Source organism: Mycobacterium sp. NGS64, assembly GCF_059812245.1.
In genome coordinates this window covers 244,032-260,300 of sequence record NZ_JCALCI010000005.1, presented here as the reverse complement: position 1 = coordinate 260,300, position 16,269 = coordinate 244,032, and the positions used below count along the sequence as shown (strand labels likewise).

General features: G+C 67.3%; 15 protein-coding genes. 4 read left to right on the top strand and 11 right to left on the bottom strand.

What is annotated here, in order from left to right:
- Nucleotides 1-77 precede the first annotated feature (77 nt).
- From AC5Y4S_RS22680 to AC5Y4S_RS22660, 5 genes are all read right to left on the bottom strand, one after another.
- Entirely contained in the window at nucleotides 78-368 is a 291-nt protein-coding gene (locus AC5Y4S_RS22680) for a hypothetical protein (RefSeq protein ID WP_500034853.1), read from the bottom strand.
- 72 nt (nucleotides 369-440) lie between these two features.
- Complete coding sequence (locus tag AC5Y4S_RS22675; protein ID WP_500034852.1) at nucleotides 441-1,664, bottom strand: PPE family protein; 1,224 nt, start codon at nucleotides 1,662-1,664, stop codon at nucleotides 441-443.
- Nucleotides 1,665-1,785: 121 nt separating this feature from the next.
- Nucleotides 1,786-2,841, bottom strand: coding sequence for a 4-hydroxy-2-oxovalerate aldolase (gene dmpG, locus AC5Y4S_RS22670; protein WP_500034851.1), 1,056 nt, complete (start codon nucleotides 2,839-2,841; stop codon nucleotides 1,786-1,788).
- Complete coding sequence (locus AC5Y4S_RS22665) at nucleotides 2,838-3,770, bottom strand: acetaldehyde dehydrogenase (acetylating) (RefSeq protein ID WP_500034850.1); 933 nt, start codon at nucleotides 3,768-3,770, stop codon at nucleotides 2,838-2,840. Before AC5Y4S_RS22665 ends, dmpG begins: the two co-directional genes overlap by 4 nt.
- A 42-nt stretch (nucleotides 3,771-3,812) precedes the next feature.
- Nucleotides 3,813-4,598, bottom strand: coding sequence for a 2-keto-4-pentenoate hydratase (locus AC5Y4S_RS22660; protein WP_500034849.1), 786 nt, complete (start codon nucleotides 4,596-4,598; stop codon nucleotides 3,813-3,815).
- A 72-nt stretch (nucleotides 4,599-4,670) separates the two neighbouring features.
- Here AC5Y4S_RS22660 and kstD point away from each other — a divergent pair, with 72 nt between their 5' ends.
- The 4 genes from kstD (at nucleotide 4,671) to AC5Y4S_RS22640 (ending at nucleotide 10,128) form a co-directional block, all read left to right on the top strand.
- The gene (kstD, locus tag AC5Y4S_RS22655; RefSeq protein WP_500034848.1) at nucleotides 4,671-6,353 is read left to right on the top strand and encodes a 3-oxosteroid 1-dehydrogenase; all 1,683 of its coding nucleotides are present in this window, start codon (nucleotides 4,671-4,673) and stop codon (nucleotides 6,351-6,353) included.
- A 1-nt stretch (nucleotide 6,354) separates the two neighbouring features.
- Nucleotides 6,355-7,215 (top strand): enoyl-CoA hydratase ChsH3, encoded by an 861-nt coding sequence (gene chsH3 / locus AC5Y4S_RS22650; RefSeq protein WP_500034847.1) that lies wholly within the window; start codon nucleotides 6,355-6,357, stop codon nucleotides 7,213-7,215.
- A 58-nt stretch (nucleotides 7,216-7,273) separates the two neighbouring features.
- Nucleotides 7,274-9,028: a patatin-like phospholipase family protein gene (locus tag AC5Y4S_RS22645; RefSeq protein ID WP_500034846.1), complete on the top strand. Its 1,755-nt coding sequence runs from the start codon at nucleotides 7,274-7,276 to the stop codon at nucleotides 9,026-9,028.
- A 152-nt stretch (nucleotides 9,029-9,180) separates the two neighbouring features.
- Nucleotides 9,181-10,128 (top strand): adenylate/guanylate cyclase domain-containing protein, encoded by a 948-nt coding sequence (locus tag AC5Y4S_RS22640; protein WP_500034845.1) that lies wholly within the window; start codon nucleotides 9,181-9,183, stop codon nucleotides 10,126-10,128.
- A gap of 47 nt (nucleotides 10,129-10,175) precedes the next feature.
- On the opposite strand, the gene ltp2 is transcribed toward AC5Y4S_RS22640, so the two are convergent.
- Genes ltp2 through AC5Y4S_RS22610 form a run of 6 tightly spaced genes read right to left on the bottom strand, consistent with a single transcriptional unit; the run spans nucleotide 10,176 to nucleotide 16,134 of the window.
- Nucleotides 10,176-11,345, bottom strand: a complete 1,170-nt coding sequence (gene ltp2, locus AC5Y4S_RS22635; protein ID WP_500034844.1) for a 17-hydroxy-3-oxo-4-pregnene-20-carboxyl-CoA lyase — start codon at nucleotides 11,343-11,345, stop codon at nucleotides 10,176-10,178.
- Nucleotides 11,345-11,746, bottom strand: a complete 402-nt coding sequence (locus tag AC5Y4S_RS22630) for a MaoC family dehydratase (protein ID WP_500034843.1) — start codon at nucleotides 11,744-11,746, stop codon at nucleotides 11,345-11,347. Before AC5Y4S_RS22630 ends, ltp2 begins: the two co-directional genes overlap by 1 nt.
- Complete coding sequence (locus tag AC5Y4S_RS22625; protein ID WP_500034842.1) at nucleotides 11,743-12,705, bottom strand: bifunctional MaoC family dehydratase N-terminal/OB-fold nucleic acid binding domain-containing protein; 963 nt, start codon at nucleotides 12,703-12,705, stop codon at nucleotides 11,743-11,745. The genes AC5Y4S_RS22630 and AC5Y4S_RS22625 overlap by 4 nt, the downstream gene beginning before the upstream one ends.
- Nucleotides 12,702-13,865 (bottom strand): acyl-CoA dehydrogenase FadE29, encoded by a 1,164-nt coding sequence (fadE29, locus tag AC5Y4S_RS22620; protein WP_068105519.1) that lies wholly within the window; start codon nucleotides 13,863-13,865, stop codon nucleotides 12,702-12,704. Before fadE29 ends, AC5Y4S_RS22625 begins: the two co-directional genes overlap by 4 nt.
- On the bottom strand, nucleotides 13,856-14,878 hold the full coding sequence (locus tag AC5Y4S_RS22615; protein ID WP_500034841.1) for an acyl-CoA dehydrogenase family protein: 1,023 nt from the start codon (nucleotides 14,876-14,878) through the stop codon (nucleotides 13,856-13,858). Before AC5Y4S_RS22615 ends, fadE29 begins: the two co-directional genes overlap by 10 nt.
- A gap of 2 nt (nucleotides 14,879-14,880) precedes the next feature.
- Nucleotides 14,881-16,134, bottom strand: coding sequence for a cytochrome P450 (locus AC5Y4S_RS22610; protein ID WP_500034840.1), 1,254 nt, complete (start codon nucleotides 16,132-16,134; stop codon nucleotides 14,881-14,883).
- Nucleotides 16,135-16,269 lie beyond the last annotated feature (135 nt).

Sequence of the window (16,269 nt, the reverse complement as noted above, 5' to 3'; positions counted from 1 at the left end):
AGAACGTGTTCTACTTTTTAGTCAATGGCGAACGTTCCCGCGCGTCGCCGACGGCGTTTCGAGACGACACCCGCTCGCTAGGGCACGCACTGCTGGGACAGGTCGATCAAATGCTGCCGCACATCGGGATGCCGATTCAGGTAGTCGATGACGTTGCCGCCGCCACCCTCGGCCTGGGACTTGGCCTGCAACTGCTGCTTCACGTCCGGATGCCGGGTCAGGTACGAGTCGATGGATTGACCCACGGTCTGATCGCATTGCGGGTCGGCGCCGGCCACCGGCATCGCGAGCACAGGGACGCTCAGCAGACCGGCGGCAACGAGTCCGCACAGTCCGCGACGAAGGGGGCTGAGAGTTTTCACGGTCATCGGATCGCTCCTTTGCCAGAGACGTCGCGATCAACACTACCCGCGGCGACGGCCACCGATCCGGGCCGAAGGTCAGTTGGCCCGGGCTTCCGCTTCCGGTACATCGTCGAGCGCCAGCGCCACTCGCTCGCGCTCCCCCGCCTCCGCCGGCGTCTCCGCGGCCTTGGGTTTGGCCGCCGAGATCTCCGCGGCCGGCCCGGCTGCGGCCTGGGTGGTCCCGAGAGGTGTTGCCGCCACCGGAATCGCTTCCTCGACCTCCGGGGCCATCGCTTCCTCGACCGGCGGGGCGGCGGGCGCCGTTTCCTCCGCCACCTTGGCCGGCGGAACCTGTTGCGCCGACGGGGTGGTCGACGAGCCCGACGCCCCCATGGCGGCGGACGCCATCATCATCGCGCCCATACCACCGGCCCCGAACATGCCCATGCCGGGGGCGCTGCCGCCACCACCGCCACTCACGGCAGCGGCGTTCGCCGCGCCTGCGTCTCCGGTTCCGACGTAGCCGCCGCCGGTAGCTGCGGCGCCGGCGTTGGGATCGGCGGTGCCGACTCCACTCGCGTAACCGCTGTCCGCACCCCCGGCAGCGACCGCGCTACCGGCAGTGTCGCCTCCTCCGCCGCCGCCGGCAGCGGCACCACCCGCGGCCACACCGCCCGCGCCGCCGCCCCCGCCACCCGAGCTGGCCGCGGCGGCCCCGCCCGTGCCGGCAGTGGCGGTACCGCCCGCCGGGCTCGAGGCGCCGGCGCCGATGCCGCCCAGCCCGGGCAAGCTCGGAATGGGCGGCAGGCTCGCCTGGCCTGACAGCAGTTGCCCGGCCGCGGCCGACGCCCCGCCGTGGTAGCCCACCATCGCCGCCACGTCCTGGGCCCACATCTCCATGTAGTTGAACTCGGTCTCCGCGATCGCGGGCCAGTTCTGCCCGAACAGGTTGCTCATCACCAACTGGACCAGGCCGTTGCGGTTGGCCTCCACCTGCAAGGGATGCACCGTCGCGGCAAGCGCGGACTCGAACGCACTGACGACTGCCTGAGCTTGGGCCGCCGCCCCGGCCGCCTGCGCAGCCGCCGCGTTCAGCCACCCGGCGTACGGGGCCGCGGCCGCCGCCATCGCCTGCGCGGCCGCACCCTGCCACGCCTGGCTGGCCAACGTCGACGTCACCGACGCAAACGACTGCGCGGCGGACGACAACTCAGACGCCAGCCCGTTCCAGGCCGCCGCGGCCTCCAGCATCGGAGCCGAACCCGCACCGGCGTACATCAGGAGCGAGTTGATCTCCGGCGGCAACGTGAAAAAACTCATCCAAACCCCTCGCGCGTGCAGTCGACAGAACAACGCTAGGCCAAGGCCGACGGAGGATCGGTGCCTTCCGCCGTTTTCAAAGAATTCTAGGCCGAATCAACACAGTCGGGGCCGAGACGTCCTAATGCGTAACGACCGCGCCGCTCTCTTGTTCGCGCTTGATTTCCAGCGCGATGTCGATCAGCTGGTCCTCCTGGCCGCCGATGAGCTTGCGCTGACCGGCCCGGTGCAACAGCGCGTGCGCGGGCACGCCGTAGCGCTCCGCCTGGCGCACGGCGTGCTTGAGGAAGCTTGAGTAGACACCCGAATACCCCATGATGAGGGCGTTGCGGTCGAGCACGCATTCGGCCGGCATGGCCGGACGTACGACGTCCTCGGCGGCGTCGGCGATGTCGAAGAAGTCGATGCCGGTCTTCACGCCGATTTTGTCGAACACCCCGATCAGGGCCTCGACGGGCGCGTTGCCCGCACCGGCCCCGAACCGGCGGCAGGAGCCGTCGATCTGTTTCGCCCCTGCGCGGACGGCCTCCACCGAGTTGGCCACACCCAGGCCCAGGTTCTCGTGGCCGTGGAAGCCGACCTGGGCGTCGTCGCCCAATTCGGCGACCAGCGCGGCCACCCGGTCGCGCACCCCTTCGAGGACCAGCGCCCCGGCCGAGTCGACCACGTAGACACACTGGCACCCGGCGTCGGCCATGATGCGGGCCTGGGCGGCCAGCTTCTCCGGCGGGATGGTGTGGGCCATCATCAGGAAGCCGACGGTTTCCAGGCCCAGCTCGCGGGCCAGCCCGAAGTGCTGGATCGAGACGTCGGCCTCGGTGCAGTGCGTGGCAATGCGGCAGATCGAGCCGCCGTTGTCCTGCGCTTCCTTGATGTCCTCTTTGGTGCCCACGCCGGGCAGCATCAGGAACGCGATCTTGGCCTCTTTGGCAGTCTCGGCCGCGAGCTTGATCAGCTCCTGCTCGGGTGTCTTGGAGAACCCGTAGTTGAAGCTCGAGCCGCCCAGCCCGTCCCCGTGGGTCACCTCGATGACGGGCACGCCCGCGGCGTCCAGGGCGGCCACGATGGCGCCCACCTCGTCCTTGGTGAACTGGTGACGCTTGTGGTGGGACCCGTCGCGCAGCGACGTGTCCGTCATCCGGACGTCCCAGATCGGGTTGAAGAAGATGTCACTCATGCCTGCGCTCCTCCCGCCGTCGCGGTCAGGGATTCCTTCGCGATCTCTTCGCCGACCTTGGTGGCCGCGGCGGTCATGATGTCGAGGTTGCCCGCGTACGGCGGCAGGTAATCCCCGGCGCCCTCGACCTCGACGAACGTGGTCACCAGGGCCTGACCGCCGGAGTTGAGCGACGGGTCGTCGAACTGGGGCTCGTTGAGCAGGCGGTATCCGGGCACGTAGGTCTGCACCTCGGCGACGACGTCGTGGATGGACTTGGCGATGGCGTCGCGGTCGGCGTCCTCGGGGATGGCGCAGAAGATGGTGTCGCGCATGATCATTGGCGGGTCGGCTGGGTTCAGGATGATGATGGCCTTGCCGCGCTTGGCGCCGCCGATGGTCTCGACGCCCTTGCTGGTGGTCTTGGTGAACTCGTCGATGTTGGCGCGGGTCCCAGGCCCAGCGGAGACCGAGGCCACCGAAGCGACGATCTCGGCATACGGAACCCCCCCTTTTTCGACCAACGCGCGACTGACGGCGTAAACGATCGGGATGGTGGCCTGCCCGCCGCAGGTGATCATGTTGACGTTGGGCGCGTCCAGATGCTCACGTAGGTTCGCCGGCGGGATCACCGCCGGGCCCACCGCGGCGGGCGTCAGGTCGATGGCCCGAATGCCGGCGGCTGCGTATTTCGGCGCCGCGTCCCGGTGCACGTAGGCGCTGGTCGCCTCGAACACCAGGTCGGGTTTCTCGGGCTGTGCCAGCAACCAGTCGACCCCCTCGTGGGTCGTCTCCAAGCCGAGTTTGCAGGCCCGCGCCAAGCCTTCGCTTTCCGGGTCGATGCCCACCATCCAGCGAGGTTCGAGCCAGTCCGACCGGAGAAGCTTGTAAAGCAGGTCGGTGCTGATGTTCCCCGACCCGACAATGGCAACACTCGCCTTGGACGGCATGATGCTCCTCGTTTTCTGTACTAATTCAAAGCTATTCCGGCGCTATTCAAAGGACAACCGCACGGAACCCAATCCCGTGAAGTCGGCGACGAATTCATCTCCCGCGCGTGCATCTATGGCTCGCGTGCACGATCCGGGTAACACGATGTCACCTTTTCGCAGCCGCACCCCGAAGCTTTCCACCTTGCGGGACAACCACGCCACCGCGGTGACCGGGTTGCCCAGCACGGCGTCGCTGCGGCCCTCGGCGATCACCTCGCCGTTGCGGGTCAGCACCGCGTCGATCGCCTTGACGTCGATATCGGCCGGCGACACCCTCGCCTGCCCCAGCACGAAGCCCGCCGACGAGGCGTTGTCGGCGATGGTGTCGCACAGCGCGATCTTCCAGTCGGTGATGCGGGTGTCGATCAGCTCGATCGACGGGACCAGCGCCTCGGTGGCCGCCAGCACGTCGTCCTCGGTGCAGCCGGCGCCGGGCAGGTCGTCGGACAGGATGAAACCCACCTCGACCTCGACCCGCGGGTACAGGTAGCGGCCCGCCTTGACCGGGATGTCCTCGAACACCTGCATCTCGTCGAGCAGGTGGCCGTAGTCCGGCTCGTCGACCCCCATCATCTGCTGCATGGCCTTGCTGGACAGCCCGACTTTGTGGCCCAGCACCCGGGCGCCCTCGGCCACCCGCTGGCGGATATTGATCAGCTGAATCTCGTAGGCGTCGACGACGTCGATGTCCGGGTACGCCGCGGTCAGCGGGGCGATGGGCTCGCGGCTGCGCTCGGCTTGCGCCAGGTCGGCGGCCAGCTCGTCGCGGATCGCAACACTGAGCATTTACCGAAGTCCCCTCGTTCTCGTGACCGGGCCGGTAGCGCCCAACCCGGGCAATTCTATAACGTGTTCTACATGACATCGCAGGAGTACGACGTCGTCGTGGTCGGGAGCGGCGGAGCCGGCATGGTGGCCGCCCTTGCCGCCGCGCACCGAGGCCTTTCGACAGTAGTCATCGAGAAGGCCCCGCATTTCGGCGGCTCCACCGCGCGGTCCGGGGGCGGGGTGTGGATTCCGAACAACGAGGTGCTCAAGCGCGACGGGGTGAAAGACACGCCCGAGGCGGCCCGGACCTACCTGCACGGGATCATCGGCGACATCGTGGAGCCGGAGCGCATCGACACCTACCTCGAGCGCGGTCCGGAGATGTTGTCCTTCGTGCTGAAGCACACGCCCCTGAAGATGTGCTGGGTGCCACGCTATTCCGACTACTACCCCGAGGCGCCCGGGGGCCGCGCGGACGGGCGCTCAATCGAGCCCAAGCCGTTCAACGCCCGCAAGCTCGGCGCCGACGAGGCGGGGCTGGAGCCCGCGTACGGCAAGGTGCCGCTCAACGTCGTTGTGATGCAACAGGACTACGTGCGGCTCAATCAGCTCAAGCGGCATCCGCGTGGTGTGGCGCGCAGCTTGAAGGTGGGCGCGCGCACGATGTGGGCCAAGGCGACCGGCAAGAACCTGGTCGGCATGGGCCGGGCGCTGATCGGGCCGCTGCGTATCGGGTTGCAGCGCGCCGGTGTTCCGGTGCAGTTGAACACTGCGCTCACCGACCTCTACGTTGAGGACGGGGTGGTGCGCGGGGTGTACGTTCGCGATACCACCGCATCGGATTCCGTTGATCCACAACTGATCCGGGCCCGGCGCGGCGTGATCTTGGCCAGCGGCGGATTCGAGCATAACGAACAGATGCGGGTGAAATACCAGCGCGCCCCCATCACGACCGAATGGACCGTCGGGGCCAAGGCCAACACGGGCGACGGCATCCTCGCGGGCGAAAAGCTCGGCGCCGCATTGGATCTGATGGAGGACGCCTGGTGGGGCCCGACGGTGCCGCTGGTGGGCGCGCCGTGGTTCGCGTTGTCCGAGCGCAACTCGCCGGGGTCGATCATCGTCAACATGTCGGGCAAGCGATTCATGAACGAATCGATGCCGTACGTCGAGGCCTGCCACCACATGTACGGCGGCGAATTCGGCCAGGGTCCAGGACCGGGCGAGAACATCCCGGCATGGCTGGTGTTCGACCAGCAGTACCGCGACCGCTACATCTTCGCGGGACTGCAACCGGGCCAACGCATCCCGCGCAAGTGGCTGGATTCCGGTGTGATCATCCAGGCCGACACCCTCGAGCAGCTGGCCGAGAAGGCCGGTCTCCCGGTGTCCGACTTCACCGCCACCGTCGCGCGGTTCAACGGTTTCGCGCGGTCCGGCGTCGACGAGGACTACCACCGCGGGGAGAGCGCCTACGACCGCTACTACGGTGACCCCACCAACAAGCCGAACGCCAACCTCGGCGAGATCAGCCACGCACCCTTCTACGCCGCCAAGATGGTGCCCGGGGACCTGGGCACCAAGGGCGGCATCCGCACCGACGTGCACGGCCGGGCGCTGCGCGACGACGGCAGCATCATCGAAGGCCTTTACGCCGCAGGCAATGTGAGCGCGCCGGTGATGGGCCACACCTATCCGGGCCCGGGCGGCACCATCGGGCCGGCGATGACCTTCGGGTACCTCGCCGCGCTGCACATCGCGGGGACTAACTGAAATGCCGATCGATGTCGACGTCGCGCTGAACGCCGAGCTGGATCCCATCGAATTCTCTTGGGTCAGCAGCGATATCCAGCTCTATCACCTGGGGTTGGGCGCCGGCTCGGACCCGATGGATCCCCGGGAGCTGCGCTATCTGGTGGACGACACCCCGCAGGTGTTGCCGACGTTCGGCAACGTCGCCGCCACCTTCCACATGACCAAGCCGCCGACGGTGCAGTTCCCCGGCATCGACATCGAGCTGGCCAAGGTGTTGCACGCCAGCGAGCGCGTCGAGGTGCCGGGGCCGCTGCCGCCGTCGGGCTCGGCCAAGGCCGTCACCCGGTTCACCGATATCTGGGACAAGGGCAAGGCCGCGGTGATCTGGAGCGAGACGACGGTCAGCGCCCCGGACGGCACGCTGCTGTGGACGCAGCGGCGGTCGATCTTCGCGCGCGGCGAGGGCGGCTTCGGCGGTGAGCGTGGGCCGTCATCGTCCGACGCCGCGCCGGACCGGGCCCCCGACCTGGAGGTCGACGTGCCGATCCTGCCGCAGCAGGCGTTGCTGTACCGGCTGTGCGGCGACCGCAACCCGCTGCACTCCGATCCCGAATTCGCCGCTGCCGCAGGGTTTCCCAGGCCAATCCTGCACGGCCTGTGCACCTACGGCATGACCTGCAAGGCAATCACCGATGCGCTGCTGGACGGCGACGCCGGGGCGGTGGCGGCCTACGGCGCGCGGTTCGCCGGCGTGGCCTACCCCGGTGAAACGCTCAAGGTCGGCATCTGGAAGGAGAACGGCCGCTTCGTGGCCACCGTTGTCGCGCCCTCGCGCGAGAATGCCGTCGTGCTCTCCGGCGTCGAACTCGTGCCCGCGTAGCGCCTTTGCGCTGCGGGGCGGACTACCGCTGAACGGCGCAATATGCTTTCGTCCTTGCATGGTCGCTGAACGGCAGTCGCCCGAACCGCGTGCGGCCGACGAGCGAACCGCACTGCGCAGCATTCCGATATTCGCCGAGATCGACGACGAACAACTCGACCTCCTCACGAGCACCGTCGATCGCCAGCACGTCCCCGCCAATGAGTGGCTCTTTCACATGGGCGATCCGTCGGACTCCATCTACGTCATTGCCTCGGGGCGGTTCGCGGCCATCGGCCTCGACGGACAGGTGCTTCGGGAGATGGCGTCCGGCGACTCGATCGGAGACCTGGGCGTGATCACCGGCGCCGCTCGCTCGGCCGGAGTACGAGCCCTTCGGGACGGCGTCGTGTGGAGGATCGCCGCTGACACGTTCAGCGAGGTGCTCGCCAAGGCGCCGCAACTGCAATCGGCGATGTTCCGCGCGATGGCGGTGATGCTGCGCGAGTCACGAGCCGCCACCGTCTCTCGCGGTCGCCGGGTCGTCGGCGTGGTGTCCAGCGGGGACGCGGTCGCCATGCCGATCGTCGAGGCGATCGCGACCCGGCTGAGATCGCACGGCCGGGCCGCCGTCGTCGCTCCGCCCGTCGAGACAACGGCGGCGGCCAATCATTACGGCGAGCTCGTCGAAGCGTTCAGCGAGACCCTCGACCGCGCCGAGCGAAGCAACGATTGGGTCCTGCTGGTGGCCGATCGGGGCTCGGGCGACAGCTGGCGACGGTATGTCACCGCGCAAAGCGACCGAGTCGTGGTGCTTGCCGATCAGACCCGCCCGCCGGAAGCGCTCGAACCACCCGTGACGCAGGGGCCGGTCCACCTGGTCACTTGCGGCGTCGTGCCGGATCCGGGCTGGTGGGATCTGCTGGCGCCGGTCTCGCATCACCCCGCCGACGACGACGGCATCGGCGCGCTGGCCCGCAGAATCGCCGGGCGCTCCCTCGGTCTCGTGCTCGGCGGTGGGGGCGCTCGGGGCCTCGCGCATTACGGCGTCTACGAAGAGCTCACCCGGGCGGGCGTCGTCATCGACCGGTTCGGCGGAACCAGTTCGGGTGCCCTCGCTGCCGCCACCTTCGCGCTGGGACTGGACGCGCGGGATTGCACCGCGGCGGCACGGAAATACATCGCGGAGACCAGGCCGGTCAGCGACTACACGATCCCCGCGATAGCCCTCACGCGAGGTCGCCGTGTCGACCGTCTGATCGAGGGATTCTTCGGTAGCAGCACCCTGATCGAGCATCTGCCGAGGGAGTTCTTCTCGGTCTCCACCGACATCATCACGGGCGACCAGATCATCCATCGGCGCGGGCTGCTGTGGGTCGCCGTGCGCGCATCGATCTCGATACCCGGCCTCCTGCCGCCGGTGCAACATCGCGATCGGCTCCTCGTCGACGGCGGACTGATGAACATCCTGCCGGCCGACGTGATGTGCGCCGACCCGGACGGCGAAGTGATATGCGTCGATCTGCGCACGACGTGGGTGCCATCGAAGGGCTTTGGCCCGCTGCCGGCAAAGGTTCAGCCTCCCGCGTTCATCCGGCGGCTCGTGACGGGCACGGACCTGGCCCTGCCACCACTGCAAGACACGTTGCTTCGCAGCGTCGAACTCGCGGCCCCCAAGTGGAACCTGCGCGAGCTTCCCCGAGTGACGGCGATCATCGAGCCGGACGTCTCGGCGATCGGTCCGTTGGACTTCAAAAACATCGACGCCGCCCTCGAGGCCGGGCGGATCGCGGCCCGGGCAGCTCTCGAAGCGCAGCCGGCGCTCGTTCGCTGAGCGTCGGATACGATTACCCCTGCAGCTAACAGCTCAGCATCTTCAGATGGCAGACGCTTAGTGTGTGCACAGGGTGGTCAGGGCGGGCGGGGCAGACGACGACGGGTCTCGCTCGCACACCCGGCCGTTCGGGTGCGGCGAGGTCGCTAGCCATGCGCTCCGATTGGTTGGACAAGCCGCAGGCCAATCTGGTCATGCACTTGAACGGCGGCGAGAAGATCGTGCCGATCTTCGATCAACTATTCGTCGGCCGTCAGTGTGCGGGTATCGACGAAGAGCGCCGGCTGGTTATCCCGGACCCGAACATCTCCCGTAACCACCTCGAGATCCGTTTGGACGTCGTAACCGACCGGGCTTACCTCATCGACACCAGCACCAACGGAACGTTGCTCAACGGTATGCCGCTGGAACGCGCCGTGCAGGTCCCCATCAAGCCCGACGACCAGATCTCGATAGGCGACGTGGTGTTGATCTTCCGATCGGACCGGTTCAAAACCGCGGGGTTGACCAACACCAGCCCGACCCTGACCCGCATCGCCGAGGAGACCATGGTCATGGTGGTCGGCGATATCACCAACTACTCGACGATCTCGGAGGTCACCGACAACCGGGTGATCGCCCAGAGCCTGAACTATCTGTGGCACGACCTAAACCAGGTGCTGCGTGCCCACCGCGGCACACTCAACCATTACGCCGGCGATGCACTGTATGCCGTCTGGGAGTTGCGGACGATTCCAAAGGCCAACGAGCTCGCGATCGACTTCGCGCTCGCCGCGAACCGGAGGGTCGAGGAGCTCGGGCCCACACTCCCGCTGCGTAGCCCGGACGGCTCGCCCATCCGCATGGGCTGGGGGGTGGTGCAGGGCCGGGCCGCGATCGCCGCGATGACGAGAACGGTCACGGCCGTGATTGGCGACGCGACCAACGTGGCGTTCCGGCTGGCCGGCATCGCCGGGCGGGCCGGGCGCCCGGCCGTGATGGTCAGCACCAGCGTTCACGCCGCCGCGGAGGCGCAATACGTTTGGGGCGACTCCGAACAGGTGGAGATCAAGGGCCGGCGCGGAATGGAGACCGTCTTCCCGGTCGTCGCCCGCGCGTAGCTGGCTTACAGCCGAGCGTGCGGCTGGCCGCACACCCACCGGCAAAGCTAGCCGAGGATCAGGCCCGACGTGGGCACGCCCGTACCCGCGGTGACGAGGACGTGCTCGACGTCGGGCACCGGGTTCACCGATGTCCCACGCAATTGCCGCACACCCTCCGCGATGCCGTTCATGCCGTGGATGTACGCCTCCCCGAGTTGACCGCCGTGGGTGTTGATCGGCAGCCGGCCGCCCACCTCGATGGCGCCGTCGGCGATGAAGTCCTTCGCCTCGCCGCGACCGCAGAATCCCAACTCCTCCAACTGAATCAGGGTGAACGGCGTGAAATGGTCGTACAGGATGGCGGTCTGGATGTCGGTCGGATTGAGACCGGATTGCTGCCAGAGCTGACGGCCCACCACGCCCATCTCGGGCAGACCGAGTTCGGAGCGGTAGTAGCTGACCATCGTGTACTGGTCGGGACTGGCGCCCTGAGCCGCCGCCTCGATGACGGCCGGCCGTTGCTTGAGGTCGCGCGCGCGCTCCACCGATGTCACTACCAGGGCCACCGCACCGTCGGTCTCCTGGCAGCAGTCCAGCAGCCGCAGCGGCTCGGCGATCCACCGCGAATTCTGGTGGTCCTCAATGGTTATCGGCTTCTCGTAGAAGTATGCCTTGGGGTTCTTGGCGGCGTGCTTGCGGTCCGCCACCGAGACCGCACCGAAGTCGCGGCTCGTCGCACCCGACCAGTGCATGTACCGCTGCGCGATCATCGCGACCTGCGCGGCCGGCGTCGATAGGCCGTGTGGGTAAGAGAACGAATTGTCCGCCGCGGTCGAATCGGCCTGTGCGCCGGCATTTCCCACCAGCCGGGTCTGCACCTGCCCGAAGCGCTGGCCGGAACGTTCGTTGAACGCCCGGTAGGCCACCACCACGTCCGCCAGTCCGGTCGCGACAGCCGCCGCGGCATGCGCGACGGTCCCGCACGCGGCACCCCCGCCGTAGCCCGTCTGGGCGAAGAACCTCAGGTCACCGATGCCGGTCGCCCGCGCCACGGCGGTCTCGTTGTTGCTGTCCATCGTGAACGTCGTGAGGCCGTCGACGTCGGACGGGCTCAAACCGGCGTCGTCCAACGCATCAAGGACCGCCTCGGCCGCAAGCCGCAGCTCGCTTCGGCCGGAATTCTTCGAGAAGTCGGTAGCGCCAATGCCGACGATGGCGGCCTTACCCGACAGCATTAGGCGTCCCCAATCGTGAGCGTGGCGGTAGCGATGACATGGTCGCCAAGGCTGTTGCGGCCCACCACTTTCACCGTGATCAGCCCGTCCTCCACCGCCGTAACCTCACCGGAGAAGGTGATCGTGTCGTAGGCGTACCACGGCACGCCCAGCCGCAGCCCGATCGATTTGATCAACGCCGTCGGCCCCGCCCAGTCGGTCAGGAAGCGCTGCACCAGCCCGGTGTCGGTGAGGATGTTGACGAAGATGTCCTTGGATCCCTTGGCCTGCGCCAAATCCCGGTCGTGGTGCACGTCCTGGAAGTCGCGGGTGGCGATGGCCGTCGAGATGATAAACGTGGGGGTGCCTTCGATCTTGAGCTCGGGCAGCTTCGTACCCACATCGATGGCGGGTGCGCTCATGCTTGGGGCTCCCATGCGTACAGGGTCCATTCGGGGCCGGACTCGCCGGCGGGAAAGTCGATATAGGTTGCCCGGACTGGCATTCCGATCTTCACCGCGGCGGCGTCCACCCCCCGCAGCTCGCCCAGCATGCGGACACCCTCTTCGAGTTCCACCAGCGCGATGACGAATGGCAGCGTGCGCCCGGGCACCTTCGGCGCGTGGTGCACCACGAAGCTGTACACCGTGCCGGTACCGCCGGCGACCACGTAGTCGATCGGCTGATCTTTGTCCTGCCACACCGCCGGCACCGGCGGGTGCTGCAGGCTTCCGTCGGGCCGCCGCTGAATACGCAACTCGTGAACCGCCACGCCTTCCCAGAAGAAGGCGGTGTCGCGCGACACCGCGGGGCGCATCATGGCGTCGGCGTCCAGATCCTCCGGCACCGAAGACGGCGTCGCGGCAGCCTCGCGAGGCTTGAATTTGAGTATCCGCCAGGCCATCTCGGCGACGCCCTCGTCGCCGACGCGCCAGGTGATGTGCTGGTTGATGAACCAGCCCTCACCGAGCGCCGTCTGCTTGGGGCCGACCACGTCGCGCATTTCGGAGTGGACGGTCACGTGCTCGCCCGGCCGCAGATAACGGTGGTAGGTCTGCTCACAGTTGGTGGCGACCACGCCGACATAGCCTGCGTCGTCGAACAGTTCCATGATGGGGCCCATGGGATCGTCGGTCGGACGTTCACCGCCCAGGCCGAACATCGTCCACACCTGGATCATCGCCGGTGGCGCCACTAGTCCGGGATGGCCGGCGGCGCGCGCCGCGGCCTCGTCGGTGTAGATCGGGTTGCGGTCGCCGATGGCCTCGACCCAGTTGTTGATGATGGGTTGGTTCACCGGATCCCGGCCCGTGCGGGGCGCGGCTACGACGGTGGACGTGATCTCGGCGACGGCCTTCTTGATGGTGTCCGCGTCCGTCATCTGGGCACCCGCGGCACCTTGAGGCCGGCGGCCGCGATCATTTCACGCATCACTTCGTTAACGCCTCCACCGAAGGTGATTACCAGGTTGCGCTTGGTTTGCGAGTCCAGCCAACGCAGCAGCTCGGCGGTGTCCGGTTCCGCCGGGTTCCCGTACTTGCCGACGACCTCCTCGGCGAGTCGGCCGATGTACTGGATGCGCTCGGTGCCAAAGACTTTCGTCGACGCGGCGTCGGCCACGTTGATGTCCTCACCCGCGGCGGCGACCTGCCAGTTCAGCAGCTCGTTGATCCGCCACATAGCGTAGATCTCCCCGAGCGCCCGCTTGACGTCCTCGTGGTCGATCGGCGTGACACCGTTGCCACCCGGTTTGGACGCCCAGGCGTGCAGCCGGTCGTAGATGCCGGCGGTGCGGCCCGCGGGGCCCAACATGACCCGCTCGTTGTTGAGCTGCGTGGTGATCAGCCGCCATCCGCCGTTCTCCTCACCGACCAGCATGTCGGCGGGCACCCGGACGTCGTTGTAGTACGTGGCGTTGGTGTGATGGGCGCCATCGGACAGGATGATCGGCGTCCAAGAGTATCCGGGATCCTTCGTGTCGACGATCAGGATCGAGATGCCCTTGTGCTTCACGGCTTCCGGGTCGGTGCGGCAGGCCAGCCAAATGTAGTCGGCGTCATGGGCTCCGGTGGTAAAAATCTTCTGGCCGTTGACGATGTACTCGTCGCCCTGGCGCACCGCGGTGGTCCGCAGGGACGCCAGGTCGGTGCCCGCCTCGGGCTCGGTGTAGCCGATCGCGAAATGGACCTCACCGGCCAAAATCGCCGGCAGGAACTTCTTCTTCTGCGCCTCGCTGCCGAACTGCTGCAGAACCGGACCCACGGTCTGCAGCGTCACCGCCGGCAACGGCACGTCGGCCCGGTGCGCCTCGTTGACGAAGATCGACTGCTCGATCGGGCCGAAGCCCAAGCCGCCGAACTCCTTTGGCCACCCCACCCCCAGCTTTCGGTCCTTGCCCATTCGCCGGATCACCGCGCGATAGGCCTCGTTGTGCCGGTCCTGCTCCATCGCCTTCATCTCGTCGGACGAGATCAGGTTCGAAAAGTATTCCCGCAGTTCGGCTTGCAGCTGTCGCTGCTCGGGGGTCAGGTCTATGAACATTGCGCTCCCACCAGGTCGAGGCGAAGAGTCGGCCCGCCCAGCAGGCGGGTCAGGTCTTTGATCGTGGAGTAGTACCGGTGCATGGGATACGTGATGTCCATGCCCATGCCGCCGTGCAGGTGATGGCAGGTCTGCATCACGGGCGGTGCCTGCGACGTTATCCAGTAACCCAGGACGTCCAGGTCGCTGTCGGCGTCACGCCCTTCGGACAGCCGCCACACCACCGACTTCGACGCCAAATCGATGGTGCGCGAGGCGATGTAGACCTCCGCGAGCTGCGCCGCCACGGTCTGGAACGTCGACAGCGGCTTGCCGAACTGCTTGCGGTTCGCGACGTAGTCGGCGGTCAGGCGCAGCGCCCCTGCCACCAACCCGTCGGCGAACGCGCCCACCGCGGCCAGCGCCAGCTGGTTCACCCGGCGCGGCCCGTTACTGTCGGCACCCGCCAACACGTCCGAATCACTAACCGCCACACCGTCAAACGTGACCGTGTATTCGTCCGAACCGTTCGACGTCGGCGTGCCTACCAGCCGCACGCCATCCGCCTTGGGCGACACCACCACCACCGCGCTGTCGGTGGTCACGATCATCCAATCCGCTTGCTCGGCATAGGCCACGCCGATCTTGGTGCCGGACAACCGCCCGCCCGCGAACGTGACGCCGGGCCGGTCGGGCAGCGCCGCGCCGGGCTCGTTGAGCGCCGCGGTCAACACCGAGCCCTTTGCGACCCCGGCCAGGTAACGGTCCTGCTGCTCATCGGACGCCAGCTCGAGCAGCGGCAGCACACCGAAACCCAGTGTGGCCAGCGCCGGCGTGATGGCGCCGTGGCGGCCGACTTCGGTCAGCACTGTGGCGACCTCGGGCAGACCCACGCCGTCGCCCCCGAGGCGTTCGGGCACCGGGAGCGCCGTCACGCCCCCGCTGACCAGTGCCTCCCACGAAAGATCCCGGTCCAGCACCGACGTCGCGACGTCGGCGACGGCCTGCTGCTCGGCGGTGAGATCGAAGTCCATTGTCAGTGCGCCACCGGGCATTTACCGGTGTAGTCCACCTGCCAGCGCTTGATGCCGTTGAGCCAGCCCGAGCGCAGCCGCTCCGGCTCCGAGATCGGCTTCAGGTCCGGCATGTGATCAGCCACGGCGTTGAAGATCAGGTTGATCGTCAGCTTGGCCAGGTTCGCGCCGATGCAGTAGTGCGCACCGGTGCCACCGAAACCGACGTGCGGGTTGGGATCCCGCAGGATGTTGAAGGTGTAGGGGTCGTCGAAGATCTCTTCGTCGAAATTGGCCGACCGGTAGAACAGCACCACCCGTTGGCCCTTCTTGATCTGCACACCGGAGAGTTCGTAGTCCTCCAGAGCGGTCCGCTGGAAACAGGTGACCGGGGTGGCCCACCGGACGATCTCGTCGGCAGCGGTCTCCGGGCGCTCCTTCTTGAACAGCTCCCACTGGTCCGGGAAGTCGGCGAACGCCATCATCCCCTGAGTGATCGAGTTCCGCGTGGTCTCGTTGCCGGCCACCGCGAGCATCATCACGAAGAAGCCGAACTCGTCGTCGGAAAGCTTTTCCCCGTCGATGTCGGCGTTGATCAGCGTGGTGACGATGTCGTCGCCGGGCTTCTCCGCCTTGATGGCCGCCATCTGCATCGCGTAGTTGAGCACCTCGAACGACGACGTCTTGGGGTCGATGTCGGCATACTCGGGATCGTCATTTCCGGTCATCTCGTTGGACCAGCGGAACAGCTTTTCGCGGTCCTCCTGCGGCACCCCGAGCAAGCCGGCGATCGCCTGCAGCGGGAGCTCGCAGGACACCTGCTCGACGAAGTCCCCGGAACCGGCGGCCGCCGCGTCCCGGGCGATCTTCTGGGCGCGCTCCCGGAGCTCGTCCTCCAGCCGCCCGACCGCCCGCGGCGTGAAGCCGCGCGAGATGATCTTGCGCAGCCGAGTGTGGTGCGGCGCGTCCATGTTGAGCATGACGAACCGCTGCAGCTCGATGTCCTCGCGCGCGATGTCGTCGTTGAACCGCGGGATCACGCAGTTCTCGTAGCTGGAGAAGACGTCGCTGCGCCGCGAGATTTCCTTGACGTCGTTGAGCTTGGTGATCGCCCAGAAACCGCCGTCGTTGAACCCGCCGCCGTGGCCCGGGGCCTGCTCGTTCCACCAGATCGGCGCGGTCGAGCGCACCTCCGCAAACTCTTCGACGGGAATCCGCTCCGCGTAGATGTCCGGGTCGGTGAAATCGAACCCGGGCGGAAGGTTGGGGCTGGGCACGCTACTTCTCCTTACTGCTGGTCCCTATGCTGGTCCTGCGACTGGCTCTGCGGCTTCCCCAGTGATTGGCGATCCCAGGACACTAGCTCTCCTAGTGGAGCTCTGTTGCCAGTAAAACATGCCTCCACCGTAGAA

Excerpts from the sequence above, each read along its gene's own strand:
- AC5Y4S_RS22680 (WP_500034853.1), bottom strand. The coding sequence starts at position 368 with ATGACCGTGAAAACTCTCAGCCCCCTTCGTCGCGGACTGTGCGGACTC.
- AC5Y4S_RS22675 (WP_500034852.1), bottom strand. The coding sequence starts at position 1,664 with ATGAGTTTTTTCACGTTGCCGCCGGAGATCAACTCGCTCCTGATGTAC.
- dmpG (WP_500034851.1), bottom strand. The coding sequence starts at position 2,841 with ATGAGTGACATCTTCTTCAACCCGATCTGGGACGTCCGGATGACGGAC.
- AC5Y4S_RS22665 (WP_500034850.1), bottom strand. The coding sequence starts at position 3,770 with ATGCCGTCCAAGGCGAGTGTTGCCATTGTCGGGTCGGGGAACATCAGC.
- AC5Y4S_RS22660 (WP_500034849.1), bottom strand. The coding sequence starts at position 4,598 with ATGCTCAGTGTTGCGATCCGCGACGAGCTGGCCGCCGACCTGGCGCAA.
- kstD (WP_500034848.1), top strand. The coding sequence starts at position 4,671 with ATGACATCGCAGGAGTACGACGTCGTCGTGGTCGGGAGCGGCGGAGCC.
- chsH3 (WP_500034847.1), top strand. The coding sequence starts at position 6,355 with ATGCCGATCGATGTCGACGTCGCGCTGAACGCCGAGCTGGATCCCATC.
- AC5Y4S_RS22645 (WP_500034846.1), top strand. The coding sequence starts at position 7,274 with ATGGTCGCTGAACGGCAGTCGCCCGAACCGCGTGCGGCCGACGAGCGA.
- AC5Y4S_RS22640 (WP_500034845.1), top strand. The coding sequence starts at position 9,181 with ATGCGCTCCGATTGGTTGGACAAGCCGCAGGCCAATCTGGTCATGCAC.
- ltp2 (WP_500034844.1), bottom strand. The coding sequence starts at position 11,345 with ATGCTGTCGGGTAAGGCCGCCATCGTCGGCATTGGCGCTACCGACTTC.
- AC5Y4S_RS22630 (WP_500034843.1), bottom strand. The coding sequence starts at position 11,746 with ATGAGCGCACCCGCCATCGATGTGGGTACGAAGCTGCCCGAGCTCAAG.
- AC5Y4S_RS22625 (WP_500034842.1), bottom strand. The coding sequence starts at position 12,705 with ATGACGGACGCGGACACCATCAAGAAGGCCGTCGCCGAGATCACGTCC.
- fadE29 (WP_068105519.1), bottom strand. The coding sequence starts at position 13,865 with ATGTTCATAGACCTGACCCCCGAGCAGCGACAGCTGCAAGCCGAACTG.
- AC5Y4S_RS22615 (WP_500034841.1), bottom strand. The coding sequence starts at position 14,878 with ATGGACTTCGATCTCACCGCCGAGCAGCAGGCCGTCGCCGACGTCGCG.